Origin of the sequence: Dokdonia genika (assembly GCF_042652845.1) — a bacterium.
Lineage (GTDB): Bacteria > Bacteroidota > Bacteroidia > Flavobacteriales > Flavobacteriaceae > Dokdonia > Dokdonia donghaensis.
The window spans coordinates 37323-53831 of the sequence record NZ_JBHSHB010000016.1 but is presented as its reverse complement, the minus strand read 5'-3'; the positions used below and the strand labels follow the sequence as shown (position 1 = coordinate 53831).

The window sequence follows — 16509 nt, the reverse complement described above, 5'->3', positions numbered from 1 at the left end:
TAATTTAAAATCCTGATATGACTATTCAGTTGAGACTATTACTTATCTATTAGACGTAAAAAATCAATCAATGTTTCATTTACTTAGATCAATTAACAATTATTTAACCGTAAAATCAGCAGGTTAGCCCAAAAACAACAAAATCCCGAGACTCGATATCTCGGGATTTTTTGTTAGGTAGCATCTAAAATTAACACTAACCATCAAAACGAATTAAAAACGTACCTAACAAGTAAGTTAACTTATAATAGAGACGTTTAAAATAGCGGTCTGTTACACCGTAATAATTTTTTAACTTTACCTTATGTTAAAAACCACAATGGTTATCGGGGCATCCTTAAAACCTCAACGATATTCACATAGAGCAATCATCCGCCTTAATGCGCAAAATCATCCTGTGATCGCGGTAGGATTAAGAGGAGGAAAGGTAGGTGATATAGGCATCATCACTTTTGACCAAGCCATAGAGACAGTTGAGGAGCTCAAAGAAGATTTAGATACTATCACACTTTACCTCAATCCGCAGCGGCAAGAGGCTTATTATGATTTCATAATTAACCTGGCTCCTAAGCGTGTCATCTTTAACCCAGGCACAGAAAATCCTGTTCTTTATAAAATGTTACAAGCGCACAATATCGAAGTTGATGTTGCGTGTACACTTGTTTTACTGGGGACAGATCAGTATTAAAATTTTCTAGATTTTATAAGTACGCTTTCGCGAAAGCGTAATAAACTACTTTCTTATTAATAATAATCCTAAAAAGGTCAATGCACCGTTTAAGATTAATATAAAGAACCCAAATTCAAACCCCACTCCTGCCGAAAGCGTACTTATGATGTATGCAAGAATAGGCGATGCAATGGCAACTACTGGGACAAACTTGTCTTTTACATTCCATTTTGTAAAGAGTCCGTAAGCATATAGGCCTAAGAGAGGTCCATAGGTATATCCGGCAAACGTAAATAGTTTTGCGATTACTGTAGCATCTGCAATTACGTATTTAAATATGATGATCACGGCAATGAGTACAAGCGACATTACAATGTGGATGCGTTTGCGCACTGCTACTTGCTTTACAGCATCATATTTTTTTTCGATGTCTAGTATGTCTATACTAAAAGAAGTGGTAAGTGATGTAAGGGCGCTATCTGCACTTGAATATGCAGCTGCGATTAGTCCCAGTAAGAATACAATAGCCAGCCCAATACCTAAGCCACTATTTACAGCAATGGTAGGGAAGAGTTGGTCTTTATGAGCATCGATTCCATTTTGAGAAGCATATACAGTGAGTAATAATCCCAGTGCTAAGAATACAAGATTTACAATGGTAAGCACGATGGTAAACCAAAACATATTTTTTTGAGCATCACCTAGATTACGACAAGTAAGATTTTTTTGCATCATATCTTGATCTAGCCCTGTCATTACAATAGATATAAAGGCTCCAGATAAAAATTGCTTTACAAAGAAGTCACCACTTTTCCAGTCGTCAAAATAGAAAATCTGACTCATATCGCTATTAGAAATGAGATCTAAAGCCGCTCCTGCATTGAGACCCATCTCATCGCTCACAAAGTAGATTGCCACACCCACCGCGATAAGCATAAAGAGTGTTTGTAATGTGTCTGTCCACACAATAGTTTTTATACCAGCTTTAAAGGTGTATAGCCAGATAAGGATGATTGTAAGAGTTACTGTTACAAAAAATGGTACTCCCATCTCATCAAAAACAAGTAGCTGTAATACGTTTGCAACTAGGTACAATCTAAAACTCGCACCTATAATCCTGCTTAGTAAAAAGAAGGATGCTCCAGTCTTATAAGAATAGGTACCAAATCTCCCTTCTAGATAGGTGTAGATAGAAGTAAGGTTCAATTTATAGTAGAGTGGAAGTAGTACGAGGCCTATTACCGCATAACCCACAGTATAACCCAGGACGACTTGAAAATAGCTGAAGCTTGATGCCTCAATCCATCCAGGTACAGATATAAAGGTAACGCCAGATAGCGAAGCACCTATCATCCCAAAAGCAACAAGATACCAAGGAGATTGCTTGCCTGCTTTAAAAAAATCTGTATTAGAATCTCCCTTGCTTGTTAAGTAGCTTATGAGCATAAGCACACCAAAGTAACCAGCAATAAGAAGTAATATATGTAAGGGCTGCATATCAATTAAATTAAGAATACGAATATACTCTTTTGATAAATGATTGCAGATTGTGCAGTTAAGATTTCTCTATACAGGACTTCTCTTACTCGTAACGTAAAGACTCTACGGGGTCAAGTTTTGCCGCTTTTATAGCTGGAAATAATCCTGAGATAATTGCAATAACAAAGGTGATAATAGTCGCTGCAATAATAGCTCCCCAAGGCGTAGTAAATACAAAATCTGCCACAGATGCTATGAGCGCTCCTATACTTATACCAAGTACAATCCCTGTGAGACCTCCTAGCTGCCCTACGATGATTGCCTCGTATAAGAATTGTGCTGCAATGGTAGATTTTTTTGCACCGAGTGCCTTACGCACGCCTATCTCACGTGTACGCTCTGTTACAGAGACAAGCATAATATTCATAAGAGCAATACAAGACCCAAAGATTGTAATAATACTTATAACCCAAGCGGCAACACTTAGAACTCCTGTTATCTCACCTATTTGATTAATAAGGTCGTCACTGCGTCCTATACCAAAATTATTTTCTTCTAAAGGTGTAAGCCCACGTATGTTTCTAAAGGTGAGTATCGCTTCTTCTTCGGCGCTGTCTAGAAGTTCGGCGTCTTCTACCATTACACTCACGTTGTAGTTTATGTTAGGTTGTGTAAACATTGTTCTTGCTACTTGTATAGGTATGAGAACTCGCAAGTCTTGATTGTTGCCAAAGGTGGCTCCCTTTTCTTCAAGCATTCCTATTACGTTAAACTTGGTGCCACGTATACTTATAGTTTTCCCTATGGGGTTATCATCCTTAAATATATTTTTATAAAAGTCACTCCCTAGTACACAAACACGTGTGTTGTTATTTATATCAAAAGAGGTGAAGTTTCTTCCCTTTTCTAGCTTGAGGCCGGAGTTGTTTAAGAAGTTTTCATTTACACCTACTACACTTGCTTCTGGATCTGTCTTTTCATTTTCATACTTCACTTCTGCACTTCGTGTTCCTTGAAAAGAGATAGCCGTACGTGCGGTAGGGTAATTATATTGCTCTGTAAATTCTTTTACTTGGCGATAACCTATAACAGGGTTAATCACCTGTTTTTCATCAGAGCGTCTAGAGGTAAACTCATAGCGTTGCAGGTTAAAGGTGTTACTTCCCATACTTGCAAAATCTGAGCTTATTGTATTTTCAAGCGCCTTTACAAGACTTAAAATCCCTACCAGTGCCGTGATACCTATGGCAATGATAAATACAGTCAAAATAGTACGCAACAGCTGACTTTTAATACTGTCAAAGGCGATTCTTAAATTCTCGCGAAATAGTGAAAACATAGGTTCAAGTATGAATTAAGCATTTCAGAAACACAATTGTCTCTGTACACAATGTACTATAAGACTATTAACTCGTCAAAAAGTTACCAAACTTTTCAAATAATTCTCTCGTGGCTTCATTTTTTAAGATATTTGCGAGTGCATTTTAAAAATGCCACAACCGCAATTTTTGTGGTAAATCACATTGAAAAAAAGAGATATACGCTTTCGCGAAAGCATAAAAAAAATACAGGTAGTCTTTCCTTCTATTAATTTTGAAAGTAATTACCTTAAAGAATACGACTGTAACATATGAGTACAAAACCTTCTATACCTAAAGGAACCAGAGATTTTTCACCAGAAGAAGTTGCAAAGCGCAGCTATATTATGAACACCATACGCACCCAGTTTCAGCGTTTTGGTTTTCAGCCTATCGAGACGCCTAGTTTTGAAAACAGCAGCACTTTGATGGGAAAGTATGGAGAAGAAGGTGATCGCTTGATATTTAAAATTCTTAATAGTGGTGACTATTTACGTAAGGTGAAGGATGACGCTTTCGCGAAAGCGGACTCAACAGCACTCACACCACAAATTTCAGAAAAAGCACTTCGTTACGATCTTACCGTGCCTTTTGCGAGATACGTAGTACAGCACCAAAATGACATCGTTTTCCCTTTTAAACGTTTTCAGATGCAACCCGTATGGAGAGCAGATCGCCCACAAAAGGGACGTTTCCGCGAGTTCTATCAGTGTGATGCAGATGTGGTAGGAAGTGATTCTCTTTGGCAAGAAGTGGAGTTTGTACAGTTATATGATGCTGTTTTTAGCGCACTAAAGCTAGAAGGAGTGACTATCAAGATGAACAACCGTAAGGTACTTTCTGGTATTGCAGAGGTGATAGGCGCAAGTGATAAACTTATAGATTTTACCGTAGCACTAGATAAGCTTGACAAAATAGGAGAAGAGGGCGTTACTAAAGAAATGCTTGCCAAAGGCATTACTCAAGAGGCGATAGATAAAGTAGCACCGTTGTTTTCGTTATCTGGCACTTTTGGTGATCAGCTAGGGACGCTTAAAACTCTACTTGCAGATTCTGAGACGGGAATGGAAGGAATAAACGAATTGCTTTTTATCAATGATGCTATAGAGAGCTTAGGTTTACAAACCGCAACACTACAACTAGACGTAACACTCGCACGTGGTCTTAATTATTACACAGGTGCTATTTTTGAAGTAAGTGCTCCAGATGGTGTAAAGATGGGGAGTATAGGTGGCGGTGGTCGCTATGCAGACCTTACTGGTATTTTTGGTCTTAAGGATATGAGTGGTGTAGGGATCTCTTTTGGTCTAGATCGTATTTACCTTGTGATAGAAGAGCTAGGCTTATTTCCAGAAGAGGCGACAGAAGGTGTAAAAGTGTTTTTTGTAAACTTTGGTGATCAAGAAGCGGGTTATGCAATGCAAGCGATAAGCAAGCTACGCCAAGCAGGAATCTCAGCCGAGTTATATCCAGATGCTGTGACGAGCAATAAGCAAATGAAAAAGCAAATGACCTATGCAAACCGTCGCAATATTCCGTTTTTAGTATTGGCTGGAAAAGAAGAGATGGATGCAAAACAATACACGCTCAAAAATATGGCAGAAGGCTCGCAAGAGACTGTAACCATAGACGAGCTAGTAGCAGCTTTGAAATAAATTTAAACAGAGCCAGCCTATAAGAAAGGAAAGGCTGGGTGACTAACGACTATTGACACAACACCTATGAACATCGATTTTAAAAAACTTCTTCCGCATATTCTAGTTGTACTTGGCTTTATAGTCGTGGCGTTGGTTTACTTCAACCCTGTGTTATCCGGAAAGCGCATTTATCAAAATGATATTAAGCTCTATGAAGGGATGGCAAAGCAACATCGTGACTTTAGAGCAGAGACTGGTGAGGAGACTTACTGGACTAATAGTGCCTTTGGAGGGATGCCTACCTACCAGATGGGAGCGAGGTTTGAGTATGATATGATGGATAAGTTGGACCGTGTGATTCGTTTTTTACCACGCCCAGCAGATTATCTTTTTCTATATTTTATATCCTTTTATGCATTAATGCTTGTGATGCGCGTCCCTTGGAAGCTTGCCGTAGTTGGTGCGCTTGCCTTTGGACTGTCTACCTATCTCATTATCATTATAGGCGTAGGGCATAACTCAAAGGTGCACGCCATAGGGTATTTCCCGCTCGTGCTTGCCGGTATCATACTCACGTATCAAAAAAAATACCTCTGGGGGTTTTTACTCACTGCCGTGGCAATGGGACTAGAAATACAGGCAAACCATTACCAGATGACGTATTACCTAGGGTTGCTTTGTGTGATTTTAGGGATTGCATACCTCATAGATGCTATCAAGAAAAAACAACTTCCACATTTCTTTAAAGCTTCGGGAGTATTAGTAATTGCAGTGTTGCTAGGTCTCGCTACAAACGCTACAACCTTACTTGCTACGGCAGAGTATGCAAAGACAAGCATACGTGGCGAACAATTATTAAAAGATGAACTAGCCAAAGACGCCGTAGAAGACGGTCTTGGCTTTGATTACATAACGCAGTGGAGTTATGGAAAGCTAGAGTCTCTCAATCTCATTGCATCAGATTTTATGGGAACCGGTACCGCTGCCGATTTGGGTCGTGATTCCGCTTTCGCGAAAAAGCTAAGCGAGCTTGGAGTACCTCCTAATGAAGTAAGTTATTACGCTCAAGGAACGAGATTATACTGGGGAGAACAACCCTTTGTAGAAGCTCCTCCATACCTTGGAGTAACAGTTTTTGCACTTGCATTATTAGGACTGTTTCTAGTAAATGGAAGATTGCGTTGGTGGTTACTAGCAGGTATGATTGTTTCCTTAGTACTGAGTTGGGGTAAGAACGTAGAAGGAATTACACGTTTCTTTATCGACTACGTGCCATTGTACAATAAGTTTAGAGCGGTTACAAGTATACAGGTGATTTTAGAATTACTGTTACCTATCGCTGCAATGGTAGGTTTACACAGATTTTTAAACGACCGAGTAGATCAAGCCGAAAAGCAAAAGAAGTTGCTCATCGCTATAGGTTCACTAGCAGGTCTTTTTGTGATACTCTACCTTTTTAGCGGAAGCTTATTTAACCTGCGCTCTGCTGCCGAAGGACAGATGGCCATCGAGCAACCAGAAATATTAAATGCCATAAAAGAAGATCGCCTCGCTGTATTAAAAAGTGATGTGTTGAGGTCTTTACTATTTGTGATTTTTATAGGAACCGCTTTGTGGTTAACGCTCAAGAAAAAGATTTCAGAAAATATCGCAATAATCACCATTGGTGCGCTCATAGTTTTTGACCTTGTAGGTGTAGATAGACGTTCTGTAAATGAAGAAAACTTCATCACCCAGCGACAGTATAATCAAAACTTCCAGATTACTCCAGCAGATGAGGAGATACTTAAGGATGATAGTTATTTCCGCGTGATTGATCTCGCTCGAGGATTTAATAATAGTCATACTTCGTACTATTTCAATTCGCTTAACGGTTATTCTGCTGTACAACCGCGTACGATTGATGACTTATACAATCAGCAGATTGCTCAGGGTAATGCAGAGGTTCTTAATATGTACAATGTAAAATATATCCTTCAAGATAGTGAGCAGGGTATGGGGATAAGCAAAAACCCAGAAGCAAACGGTCCAGCTTGGTTTGTAAATGAGATACAGTACGTGCCAGATTATAATGCAGAGTTTGATGGGCTCACAAAAGTAGACACAAAAAATACAGTACTCATCCGTGAAGAATATCGTGAGGAACTAGGAAACTTCCAGCCGCAACGTGATAGCACGGCCGTGGTAAAAACACTGGAGGTGCAACCTAACAAACTCGTGTACCAAGTAGAAAATGGAAGCGATGGTTTTATGGTTTTTGCAGAGAACTATTATAAAAATGGATGGACTGCAACCGTAAATGGTGAAGAAACTACTATTTTACCAGTAAACTATGCCTTGAGAGGTATAAAGGTACCTGCAGGCGCTCACGAAGTAGTAATGACTTTTGAGCCACAAGTGGTAAAAACCGGAGGGATGATTATGCTAGGCAGTAGTTTATTACTTTTCTTACTAGTTGCCGGAGGAATATTCTACACGGTAAAAAACCGTGATACAGACGCACAGGCTTAATGAATAACAAGGTACTCATCATCGCATATTATTGGCCACCTGCTGGTGGTCCTGGTGTGCAACGATGGCTTAAGTTTACAAAGTACCTACCAGAATTTGGTATAAAACCTATTGTTTACGTTCCAGAAAATCCTAGTTATCCTATCGTAGATGATTCTTTGGTTGCTGAGGTTTCAGATAAGGTGACTGTAATTAAACAACCTATTAAAGAACCGTATGGGTGGGCGAGTACGCTTTCGCGAAAGCAAACTAAAACCATTTCATCGGGCATTTTACCTAAGGAAGGAAAGCAGAGCTTGTTGCAAAAAGCGATGCTCTACGTGCGTGGAAACTTCTTTGTGCCAGACGCAAGAGTAGGGTGGGTAGCACCTTCTGTGACGTTTTTGAAAAAGTATATCGAAGAAAACGATATTGAAAAAATCATTACTACAGGACCGCCACACAGCCTGCATCTCATAGGCAACCAACTCAAAAACTGGAAACTCAACCTAACTTGGCTAGCAGATTTTAGAGATCCGTGGACGACTATTGGTTATCACGATAAACTCCGAATGACCGCCAAAACAAAAGCGCGTCACAAACAGTTAGAAAAGCAAGTACTTACCACTGCAGATCATATCATAGTAACCAGCCCTGGAACAAAAAGAGAATTTCACGCGATTACCAAAAGACCTATTACCGTTATCACAAATGGGTTTGACGATAGAGTAATCACTCCGCATCAACCTACAGAGCGGTTTGTATTATCTCACATAGGTTCTTTACTCTCAGACCGCAACCCGCAGTTGTTGTGGAAGGTGTTGAGAGAATTATGTGATGAGTTACCAGCCTTTTCTAAAGCGTTAGAAATACAGCTTGTAGGGAAAGTAAGTCAAGAAATTATTGACGCAATAACGACAGCAGGTCTAGAGTCACAATTGAACCTTGTAGGTTATGTAAGTCATCAAGAAGCACAGCGATTACAAGAACAGGCAAATGCCTTGCTCCTCCTAGAAATTAACGCCGAAAAGACAAAAGGCATCATAGCAGGAAAACTCTTTGAATACCTAAGCGCACAGCGACCAATAGTCGCTATAGGTCCAAAGGACGCAGATATAGGAGCTATTATAGAAAAAACAGCAACAGGTAGTTTTGTAGATTACAGTCAAGAGAAAAAGTTGAAATCAGTGATTGAAGCGTTATTTGCTGGTGACTACAATTATGCTAGTAATACAACCGAAGTAGCCAAATATCATAGGAGAGAGCTCACAGCACAATTGAATAATTTAATAGCGCAACTATAAAAGGAAACTGTGGGAATCGTATTAAAACAATCTTTTCAGAATCTTATCACCACCTACTTAGGTTTTGGTTTAGGTGCCGTAAACACACTGTTTTTGTACGTAAACTTTATGAGCGACACCTATTATGGCTTAGTGAGCTTTATGCTGTCTACGGCGTTTATTTTAGTGCCTTTTCTAGCCTTTGGGGTTCAAAATACGATAGTCAAGTTTTACTCATCTTTTGAGGGAGAAGATCAAGATCGGTTTTTAAGTTGGATGCTGGTTTTACCACTATTTTTAATTATTCCCATTACTGGAATCACGTATTTCTTACATCAACAAATATCAGATTTCCTTTCGTCAAAAAATGAGATTGTTTCTGGCTACGTATGGTATATCTTCATTATCGCCTTATCGTCGGCTTATTTTGAGATTTTTTTCTCTTGGTCTAAACTGCAGCTCAAAAGTACATTTGGTAATTTTTTAAAGGAGGTTTTTCATCGTTTGGGCGTGACCTTACTTCTTGTGTTACTGGCTTTTTCTATCATAAATGTGGATACTTTTTTAGTGCTTACGGTTGCAATCTATGTAGTGAGAATGATTGTGATGCTGCTCTATGCCTTTGGACAACGAAAGCCTGTTTTTACGCTTTCGCGAAAGCTTAACCCCTCAAAACTTGATAGACAGCGCACCGCTATTTTAAAGTACTCAACGCTTATCATTATTGCGGGTTCTGTGGCGACTTTGCTTATCGATATTGACAAGTTTATGATAGGTAAATATGTGGCTATAGAAAATGTAGCTTACTATGCAGTAGCTATCTACATCGCAACGGTAATAGGTGTGCCTGCGAGGGCAATGCACCAGATTACGTACCCGATGGTGGCTGGTATGCTCAATAATAAACAGTGGGATGAAATGCGCATACTTTACAAGAAAAGTAGCCTGAGTTTATTAGTGATTTCTGGCTTGTTATTTTTACTGATATGCTGTAATATCAAAAGCCTTTATCTCATTGTAGGTCCAGCCTATGCGACGGCACTTTATGTAGTACTTTGTATAAGTGCGTCAAAACTTTTAGATAACTGTCTGGGTATAAATAATGCTATTGTATTTAATAGTGATTATTATCGTATTGTACTGGCAATAGGTGTTGTGGCGGTAATTGTAGCAGTAATTTTAAATATGATGTTGATTCCTACACTGGGAATTAATGGTGCTGGTGTGGCAACGCTTATCGCAACAGTAGGCTACTCGCTTGCCAAATTACTTGTGGTGCAAACCAAATTTAAAATGCAACCATTTTCTAAAAAGTCGCTATTAACCTTTGGAGTGATTGCTACCTTGTTTTGTGGGTTTTACTTTTGGGATTTTTCTTTTAATCCGCTAGTGGCAATTGTTGTAAAAGGCACTATGTTAGGAAGTATATACCTCATACTTTCTTATAAGCTTAAGCTTTCTTTAGATATTAATAACGCAATCGATAGCTTACTTGGTACTGTGTTTAAAAGATAAAAACATTGCTTAATAACATAGAAAACCCCGATTTACAATTGTAAATCGAGGCTTTAACAAACCAACCAAAGTTATCGTTAGTATTTGAGGATGAATATTTATCCTCGTACACGTATTTTTTTATTCTTCTTAATCTTTATATTTCTTCCGTTTGCACGCTGTGCTCTGTGTGTACGGTAGTTATAATCTACAAGATCTACAATACGACCTCTTCTATTATAAATTACCTTCATATCTCCTACACGATCTAGACGACCATTATTATATCTCAAGGCAACAGAACCTATCTGTCTTACTTTACCACGACGGTTGTAATCTATGAGATTGCGACCTACTTTATAAATTTCACCGTAACGGTTATACTTTACAAAAGTGTTATTTCTGTAAGGATATGTTACACCATAAGCGTGTCCTGGCGTACCTTGATTAAAACCTCTGCGCCCTTGTGTGCGAGTTTGATATCTATTACCACGTTGTGTAAAATCAAACTGTCCATTTGTATATACCTCAAAGGTGATACCTCTCTCAGTAAATGTGATAGACTGTGGTACATTGTAACGTGGCCCTCTTTCTGTAGTGTGATCGAGATCTGTCACTGTGTTTGCTTGTGCAGTCATTCCTCCTAGAAACAATACTGCGATTAATAGCTTTTTCATAATATAAAAGTATTAGGGTTGATACGTTACCGTCTTTCGGTGTACGCTTGCTAGTTAGTTTGCAATCAGCGTGCCAGAAATGGAAAAACCTTGTTACGTGCAGTGTTTAAAGGTGTTTACGCTTTCGCGAAAATGTACTCGGTATGAGTCTTAGGAATTAAAAAAGCGCTATTTCAAAACTTTTATAATCAGAAAAGCGCTATTTAATGATATAAATAACGCTTTTCCTCAACCAAACCTCAACCTTAGTTATAGATTTACTTTTTTATATTTTGGATACTTCAGTTCATAAGAAAATTCTTTGCTATTAGATGAAGCAGGAGAGAGTGTAAGTGTCCACTCAAGAATACCAGTATCCTCATCGTATAAAGCATCGCCTGTAACAATTTTTCCTACCTTGATTTCTTTGTTTTGTGATATAGGAACACGATCTACTACTTTTATAGTGATAGGTTTTGCTTTATTATTTTTTACAACTACTTCATATTCTTTGTTGATAATACGTTGCGAGCCTATTAAAGATCTAGACTTAAAATTATCTAGTTCCTTACGTTTTACAATCAAATTTGGATCAATACCTAATGATATGGAAAGCTTTTCTGTGGTTTCTAATGGATTGAGATATGTCTTGCCAGAAAAACTACCCTCAAAATAGACATTTGCCTCACCTGGTAATAAGCTATAGTTAATCCAATCTTTAATGGAAGCAGTGAGAAAAACATTTTCATTTATCGCTGGTGCTACGTAGTACTCATAACTTGCTGGAATCATAAAGCTATCTATCTCGATCACGGTTACATCACCATCTGAGTCTATAGAGTATGGTTTATTAATTTCAAACTTTGTATTGGTGATTCCTTCTGTTTTTATATCGCCAGTTGCAGTTATATTTTTTTTAGTCTTTACTAGAATTACACCATTTTTTCCGCTTGATCCATACAATGTCGTGGCAGCAAGGCCTTTTAAAACATTAATGCTTTCAATATTACTATTATCTAAAATGAGATTATTAGAGTTTCTATTACCATACATATCTTCAAAGTCTTTAGATTGAAATGGAACACCATCAACGACATAGAGAGCATCATTAGCACTGTTTATGGAGTTATAGCCTCTTATTTTAACGTTAGTTGTGGAGCCTTTACTACCTGAGCTATTGGTTATTTGAACACCAGACACTTTTCCTTCTAAAATTTTATCAATCGGCTCATTTTTAGATTCTTTCTCATTTTTGTAATTGTGTTGTGATATAATCTTTGTCGTATTATGATTATAGTTTCTATTTACAAAATTGAGATATTTAGTATCTAAATCTGGTTTTATGTTATTCGTATTGGGGTCTCCAGTAGACAGTACAAGTTGCACGTTGTCCCAATCTTCACTTGTTTTTTGATACAAATGAGCTTTGTAAGAAACATCTAGCGGAGCGTCTGTACCTGTTGCCTTAATATCATATTCTGGATACCAGCCCGCTTCACGTACATTGTATTTGAGTATTAAATTAAGAGTTGTGGCTTCTTCGCTAGATAATTTTAAGGTTATCTGTCCTTTACTTTTCTCTTCTGTGACATTTAGCTCTGCAAATTGCTTTTCTATATCTCTGATGTGTTTCTGTATTTTAGATTTTTCTAATTGAGCATCTACAAGAGCATTTTTAATTTCTGTAACACGTGTTCTGTAATAGGTAGAAAGCTCCTTTACTTTAGAAATGTCTAACTCCTTACTAGTACCTCCTAAGCGCTGATTTGCTGAGATAACTTCTTCCTCCTTAGACAATCCACTCATATTACTATTAAGTTTAAGAATTTTAATTTCTAAACTGTTTTTTAAAATATTAAGGCTGTCTATCTGAGAAGAGTTGCGCTTCTCTGTTAGGTAATTGATACCAAAGTTTATAGATAATATAGATGCGTTATCTAGACCAGATATTTGAATACTATTTTCGTCAATATCATTAGAAAGATTATCAAACAAAATACTCGTAGCACCGGGCGCAATGTTTACCTGTGATGATCTTTCTACCTGAGCACCACTTAAATAAACGGTAACCTTAGATATTTTAGATGTAGTAGGTCTTAGTGGGTTCGAGTACGCTTTCGCGAAAGCATAATTTACAAGTAGCAATAGCGAGGCGAGAAGTGTTAGTTTTTTCATCGGTTTGGTTTTTAAAGTTGCTCAAATCTATGAGTAACTCATACCGACTGAAATAGCCATTGAGGGAAGTGCCCTTATGGTTGAGTAAACATAACACTACATAGGTGTAGTGTACAGAAACTTACTCTTAAGTTCTGGAGTAGGAATCATACAGGCTTCTTTTTTGCCAAACCATTTATAGCGATTACGGGCAATAAAGTCATATACCGCATCACGCAAGAATCTCGGAAGAATTAAAAACACAGCAAGCAAAGGCCAGCCCGCAGATAGTTGCTTTGCAATGCGAAGCGCCGCCGTAGATTTTGCATATGCTTTATCTTCAGTCACTAAAATGATAGAGTCTACCTTATCAAGATCTATATGATGTTTTGTAGCAAGTTCTTTTCCTATCTCGCTTTGCAATGGAGCATATCTAAATATATCCTTCTTATCACGCTGTATGATAAAGGTGATGGCCCCGTTGCATAAATTGCAAACTCCGTCAAAAAGGATGATTTTTTTAGTCATAATTTCGAATATACTATAACGTTTTTAGTCCGGTTGATTAAAATTAAAAAGCATTTGATTTAAAATTTGAATAACTCATTTCATCAATGTTTATAGTTATATTCCAAAAGCAAATACCACCATCGTTAACTTTTAAAATACCGTTTCGTAAAGAAACTTGTTTTGGCTGAGGGTCCTCAAAATTCGGAACTGGATTCTTTACAAAACTCTCACACAAAGCGTTTACATAAAAAACTTTATCACCGTTCGCTAAAACATAAGGAACTAATTGATAATAGTAATTACTTTTCATTTTGTGCTGTGTAGGTACATCTGGATTAATTTTATAGGCGGTAATAGACTTATCTATCATAAGTTTGGCCTTATTCTTATCTGAATGAGAAGGGTGCCAAATATCAAATTCTTGAAGGTTTAAATTTTCTAGCTCTAATTTGTCTTCAAGAAAAATGTAATTGTCATCAATACTTTTTTTTGTGCAGGATATAATTATTATTAATATCAGCATAAATTTTAGAGTGTATTTCATATTGAAATCTCTTTACTTAGCATTCTTCTTTTTGCGTTGTACGAGCTCTAGTTGTTCTAGAGAAACATTCGTGGTAAACATCCCGTAATCTACGGTGGCTTTGCCTTTTTCTATACTATCTATCACTCCCACAGCCTTACCGTCAAACATACGCACACGATCTCCTTCTCTTAAAATCACCTTTGGTTTTACAACCTCTGGTGCTGTTTTCTTAGCCTCTTTCTTTTTCTCACGTATGACTTTTACGTGCTTTTCGGCTTCTTTTTTTGTGGCGATTGCTTTGGCTTTTTCTGCCTTGGCTTGTTTTGCACTTTGTTTTTTACGCTTGCTATTTTCTATCTGTACGATTTTCATAAACTCGGCTACGAGTTCGCGTTTTTTCTTATCGTGATAGAATTTCTTGCTTATGCCATCTAGCTTTGTACCTAAGTAAATCAGGCGCTGGTTGCTGTCATACAGTTCTTGGTAAGCCTCTAGCTTGCTTTGTACTTTCTCGTTTATTTCGGCGAGTTGGGCTTTTTCTTTTGCGGCTTGTTGTTCTTTCGCTTTAAGCGAACTAGTAGTTTTTGAGAGTTTGCTGCGCTCCTTTTGTAGGTTTGCGATACTCTTGTCAAAACGTATTTTTCCACGCTCTACCTTTTTCTTAGAACGGTTTATAAGCGAATAGGGGATGCCATTTTTTTGTGCCACCTCAAAGGTAAAAGAGCTTCCCGCTTCTCCCATATGTAGCTTAAATAGTGGCTCCAGCGTGCGTGCGTCAAAGAGCATATTTGCATTTACAATCTCTGGTGTCTCGTTTGCCATCATCTTGAGATTTGCATAGTGCGTTGTGATAATACCAAAGGCCTCACGCTCGTGAAAAACTTCAAGGAACGTCTCTGCCAGCGCACCACCCAGCTCAGGATCTGATCCTGTACCAAATTCATCTATAAGAATAAGCGTGTTTTTATCACACTTCTTAAGGAAGTAGTTCATATTCTTAAGGCGGTAGCTGTAGGTACTTAAGTGATTTTCTATACTCTGGTTATCACCTATATCTGTAAGAATCTTATTAAACAGGCACATTCTAGAATACTCGTGTACCGGTATAAGCATACCACTTTGTAGCATTACTTGCAGCAGCCCTACGGTTTTTAAAGTGATACTCTTACCGCCGGCATTAGGTCCAGAAATTACAATAATGCGACTCCCTTGATCTAGGTGTATGTCTTGCGGATATGTCTTCTCATTTTTTGCATTGTTATTAAGAAGAAGTAGTGGGTGATAGGCATCTTTTATGGTAAGTTCCCTATCTGTAGTGATTTTAGGAAGTAAGCCATTCAACTTTTCGGCATACTTCATTTTTGCGGCAATTACATCTATGTCACTCAGGAGGTCTTGATACTCCTCAAATAGCGGGATGAAAGGACGCATCGCATTAGTAAGTTCTTTAAGAATACGTTTTACCTCCTCATCTTCCTCAAAAATAAGGTTGTTGAGTTCGCGCTGCGCCTGTAGCGTCGCTTCTGGTTGTATATAAGTGATGCTGCCCGTTTTTGAGCTACCCATAATAGAACCTTTTACCTTACGTCTATGCATCGCAGTTACAGCAAGTACACGCACATTATCTACTATAGTCTCGCGTATATCATCTAGATAGCCATAACCAGCATACTGCCCTAGTGCGCTAGAAAAGCTTGAGTTTATGCGACCCTTAGTTTGGTTAATCGCTCGGCGTAAGGTGCCTAGGGTAGGTGTTGCATCATCGCGCACCTCACCATACTTATCTATTATTCTTGTGACAGCATCAATAATCGCTGTGGTATACTCTGTTTCCCTCACCGTATTATAAAGCGTAGGGTAGAGTTCTTCAAACTTTTTAAAAAACTTGAGGTGAATATTTACTGTCTCAGAGATGCTAGATAGTTTTTTAAAACTCCCTTTCTCGAGGGTACTATCTTCTATGGCTAGGTATTTTAACTCGTGGTCAAGACTATCAAAGCCGTGATTAGGTATTGCACTATCTGCGGTTCTAGAAGACAGATACTCATTAGTCTGATGAAGGCCAAAAAGCGCTTGCTTAGGCGTAGGGTAGGGCTCTATGGTGAGCGCTTTTGCTTTACCTTTTTCTGTCGTACAACGCTCAGAAACCTGCTCACAAACAATATCAAATTCTAAGTCTTGAAGTGTCTTTTTATTGATTTTTATCATAGGGATCTCGCTTTCGCGAAAGCGTAATAGAACCACAACGGCTC

12 protein-coding genes are annotated in these 16509 nt (G+C 38.2%); 5 read left to right on the top strand and 7 right to left on the bottom strand.

The features are described from left to right. Nucleotides 1–304 precede the first annotated feature (304 nt). The gene (locus ACFO5T_RS09885) at nucleotides 305–688 is read left to right on the top strand and encodes a CoA-binding protein (protein WP_380034006.1); all 384 of its coding nucleotides are present in this window, start codon (nucleotides 305–307) and stop codon (nucleotides 686–688) included. Nucleotides 689–733: 45 nt separating this feature from the next. Here ACFO5T_RS09885 and ACFO5T_RS09880 read toward each other — a convergent pair whose 3' ends face one another. Continuing rightward, complete coding sequence (locus ACFO5T_RS09880) at nucleotides 734–2167, bottom strand: sodium:solute symporter (RefSeq protein ID WP_380034004.1); 1434 nt, start codon at nucleotides 2165–2167, stop codon at nucleotides 734–736. Nucleotides 2168–2252: 85 nt separating this feature from the next. Continuing rightward, nucleotides 2253–3488, bottom strand: a complete 1236-nt coding sequence (locus tag ACFO5T_RS09875) for an ABC transporter permease (protein WP_380034002.1) — start codon at nucleotides 3486–3488, stop codon at nucleotides 2253–2255. Between the two features lie 291 nt (nucleotides 3489–3779). Between ACFO5T_RS09875 and hisS the strand changes: the two genes are divergently transcribed. From hisS to ACFO5T_RS09855, 4 genes are all read left to right on the top strand, one after another. Then, nucleotides 3780–5162, top strand: a complete 1383-nt coding sequence (gene hisS, locus ACFO5T_RS09870) for a histidine--tRNA ligase (protein WP_380034000.1) — start codon at nucleotides 3780–3782, stop codon at nucleotides 5160–5162. Between the two features lie 66 nt (nucleotides 5163–5228). Beyond that, nucleotides 5229–7655, top strand: a complete 2427-nt coding sequence (locus ACFO5T_RS09865) for a YfhO family protein (protein ID WP_380033998.1) — start codon at nucleotides 5229–5231, stop codon at nucleotides 7653–7655. After that, the gene (locus ACFO5T_RS09860) at nucleotides 7655–8938 is read left to right on the top strand and encodes a glycosyltransferase family protein (RefSeq protein WP_380033996.1); all 1284 of its coding nucleotides are present in this window, start codon (nucleotides 7655–7657) and stop codon (nucleotides 8936–8938) included. Before ACFO5T_RS09865 ends, ACFO5T_RS09860 begins: the two co-directional genes overlap by 1 nt. 9 nt (nucleotides 8939–8947) lie before the next feature. Further along, on the top strand, nucleotides 8948–10432 hold the full coding sequence (locus ACFO5T_RS09855) for a lipopolysaccharide biosynthesis protein (protein WP_380033994.1): 1485 nt from the start codon (nucleotides 8948–8950) through the stop codon (nucleotides 10430–10432). A gap of 98 nt (nucleotides 10433–10530) precedes the next feature. Here ACFO5T_RS09855 and ACFO5T_RS09850 read toward each other — a convergent pair whose 3' ends face one another. The 5 genes from ACFO5T_RS09850 to ACFO5T_RS09830 all read right to left on the bottom strand — a co-directional run bounded on the left by ACFO5T_RS09850 (nucleotide 10531) and on the right by ACFO5T_RS09830 (nucleotide 16465). Continuing rightward, on the bottom strand, nucleotides 10531–11088 hold the full coding sequence (locus ACFO5T_RS09850; RefSeq protein ID WP_375253627.1) for a hypothetical protein: 558 nt from the start codon (nucleotides 11086–11088) through the stop codon (nucleotides 10531–10533). Between the two features lie 249 nt (nucleotides 11089–11337). Beyond that, entirely contained in the window at nucleotides 11338–13242 is a 1905-nt protein-coding gene (locus ACFO5T_RS09845; RefSeq protein WP_380033992.1) for a DUF4139 domain-containing protein, read from the bottom strand. Nucleotides 13243–13338: 96 nt separating this feature from the next. Continuing rightward, a complete protein-coding gene (locus ACFO5T_RS09840; RefSeq protein WP_380033990.1) occupies nucleotides 13339–13749 on the bottom strand; it encodes a thiol-disulfide oxidoreductase DCC family protein in 411 nt (136 codons plus the stop codon). A 43-nt stretch (nucleotides 13750–13792) separates the two neighbouring features. Further along, complete coding sequence (locus ACFO5T_RS09835) at nucleotides 13793–14275, bottom strand: hypothetical protein (RefSeq protein WP_380033988.1); 483 nt, start codon at nucleotides 14273–14275, stop codon at nucleotides 13793–13795. A 12-nt stretch (nucleotides 14276–14287) separates the two neighbouring features. After that, the gene (locus ACFO5T_RS09830; protein ID WP_380033986.1) at nucleotides 14288–16465 is read right to left on the bottom strand and encodes an endonuclease MutS2; all 2178 of its coding nucleotides are present in this window, start codon (nucleotides 16463–16465) and stop codon (nucleotides 14288–14290) included. Nucleotides 16466–16509 lie beyond the last annotated feature (44 nt).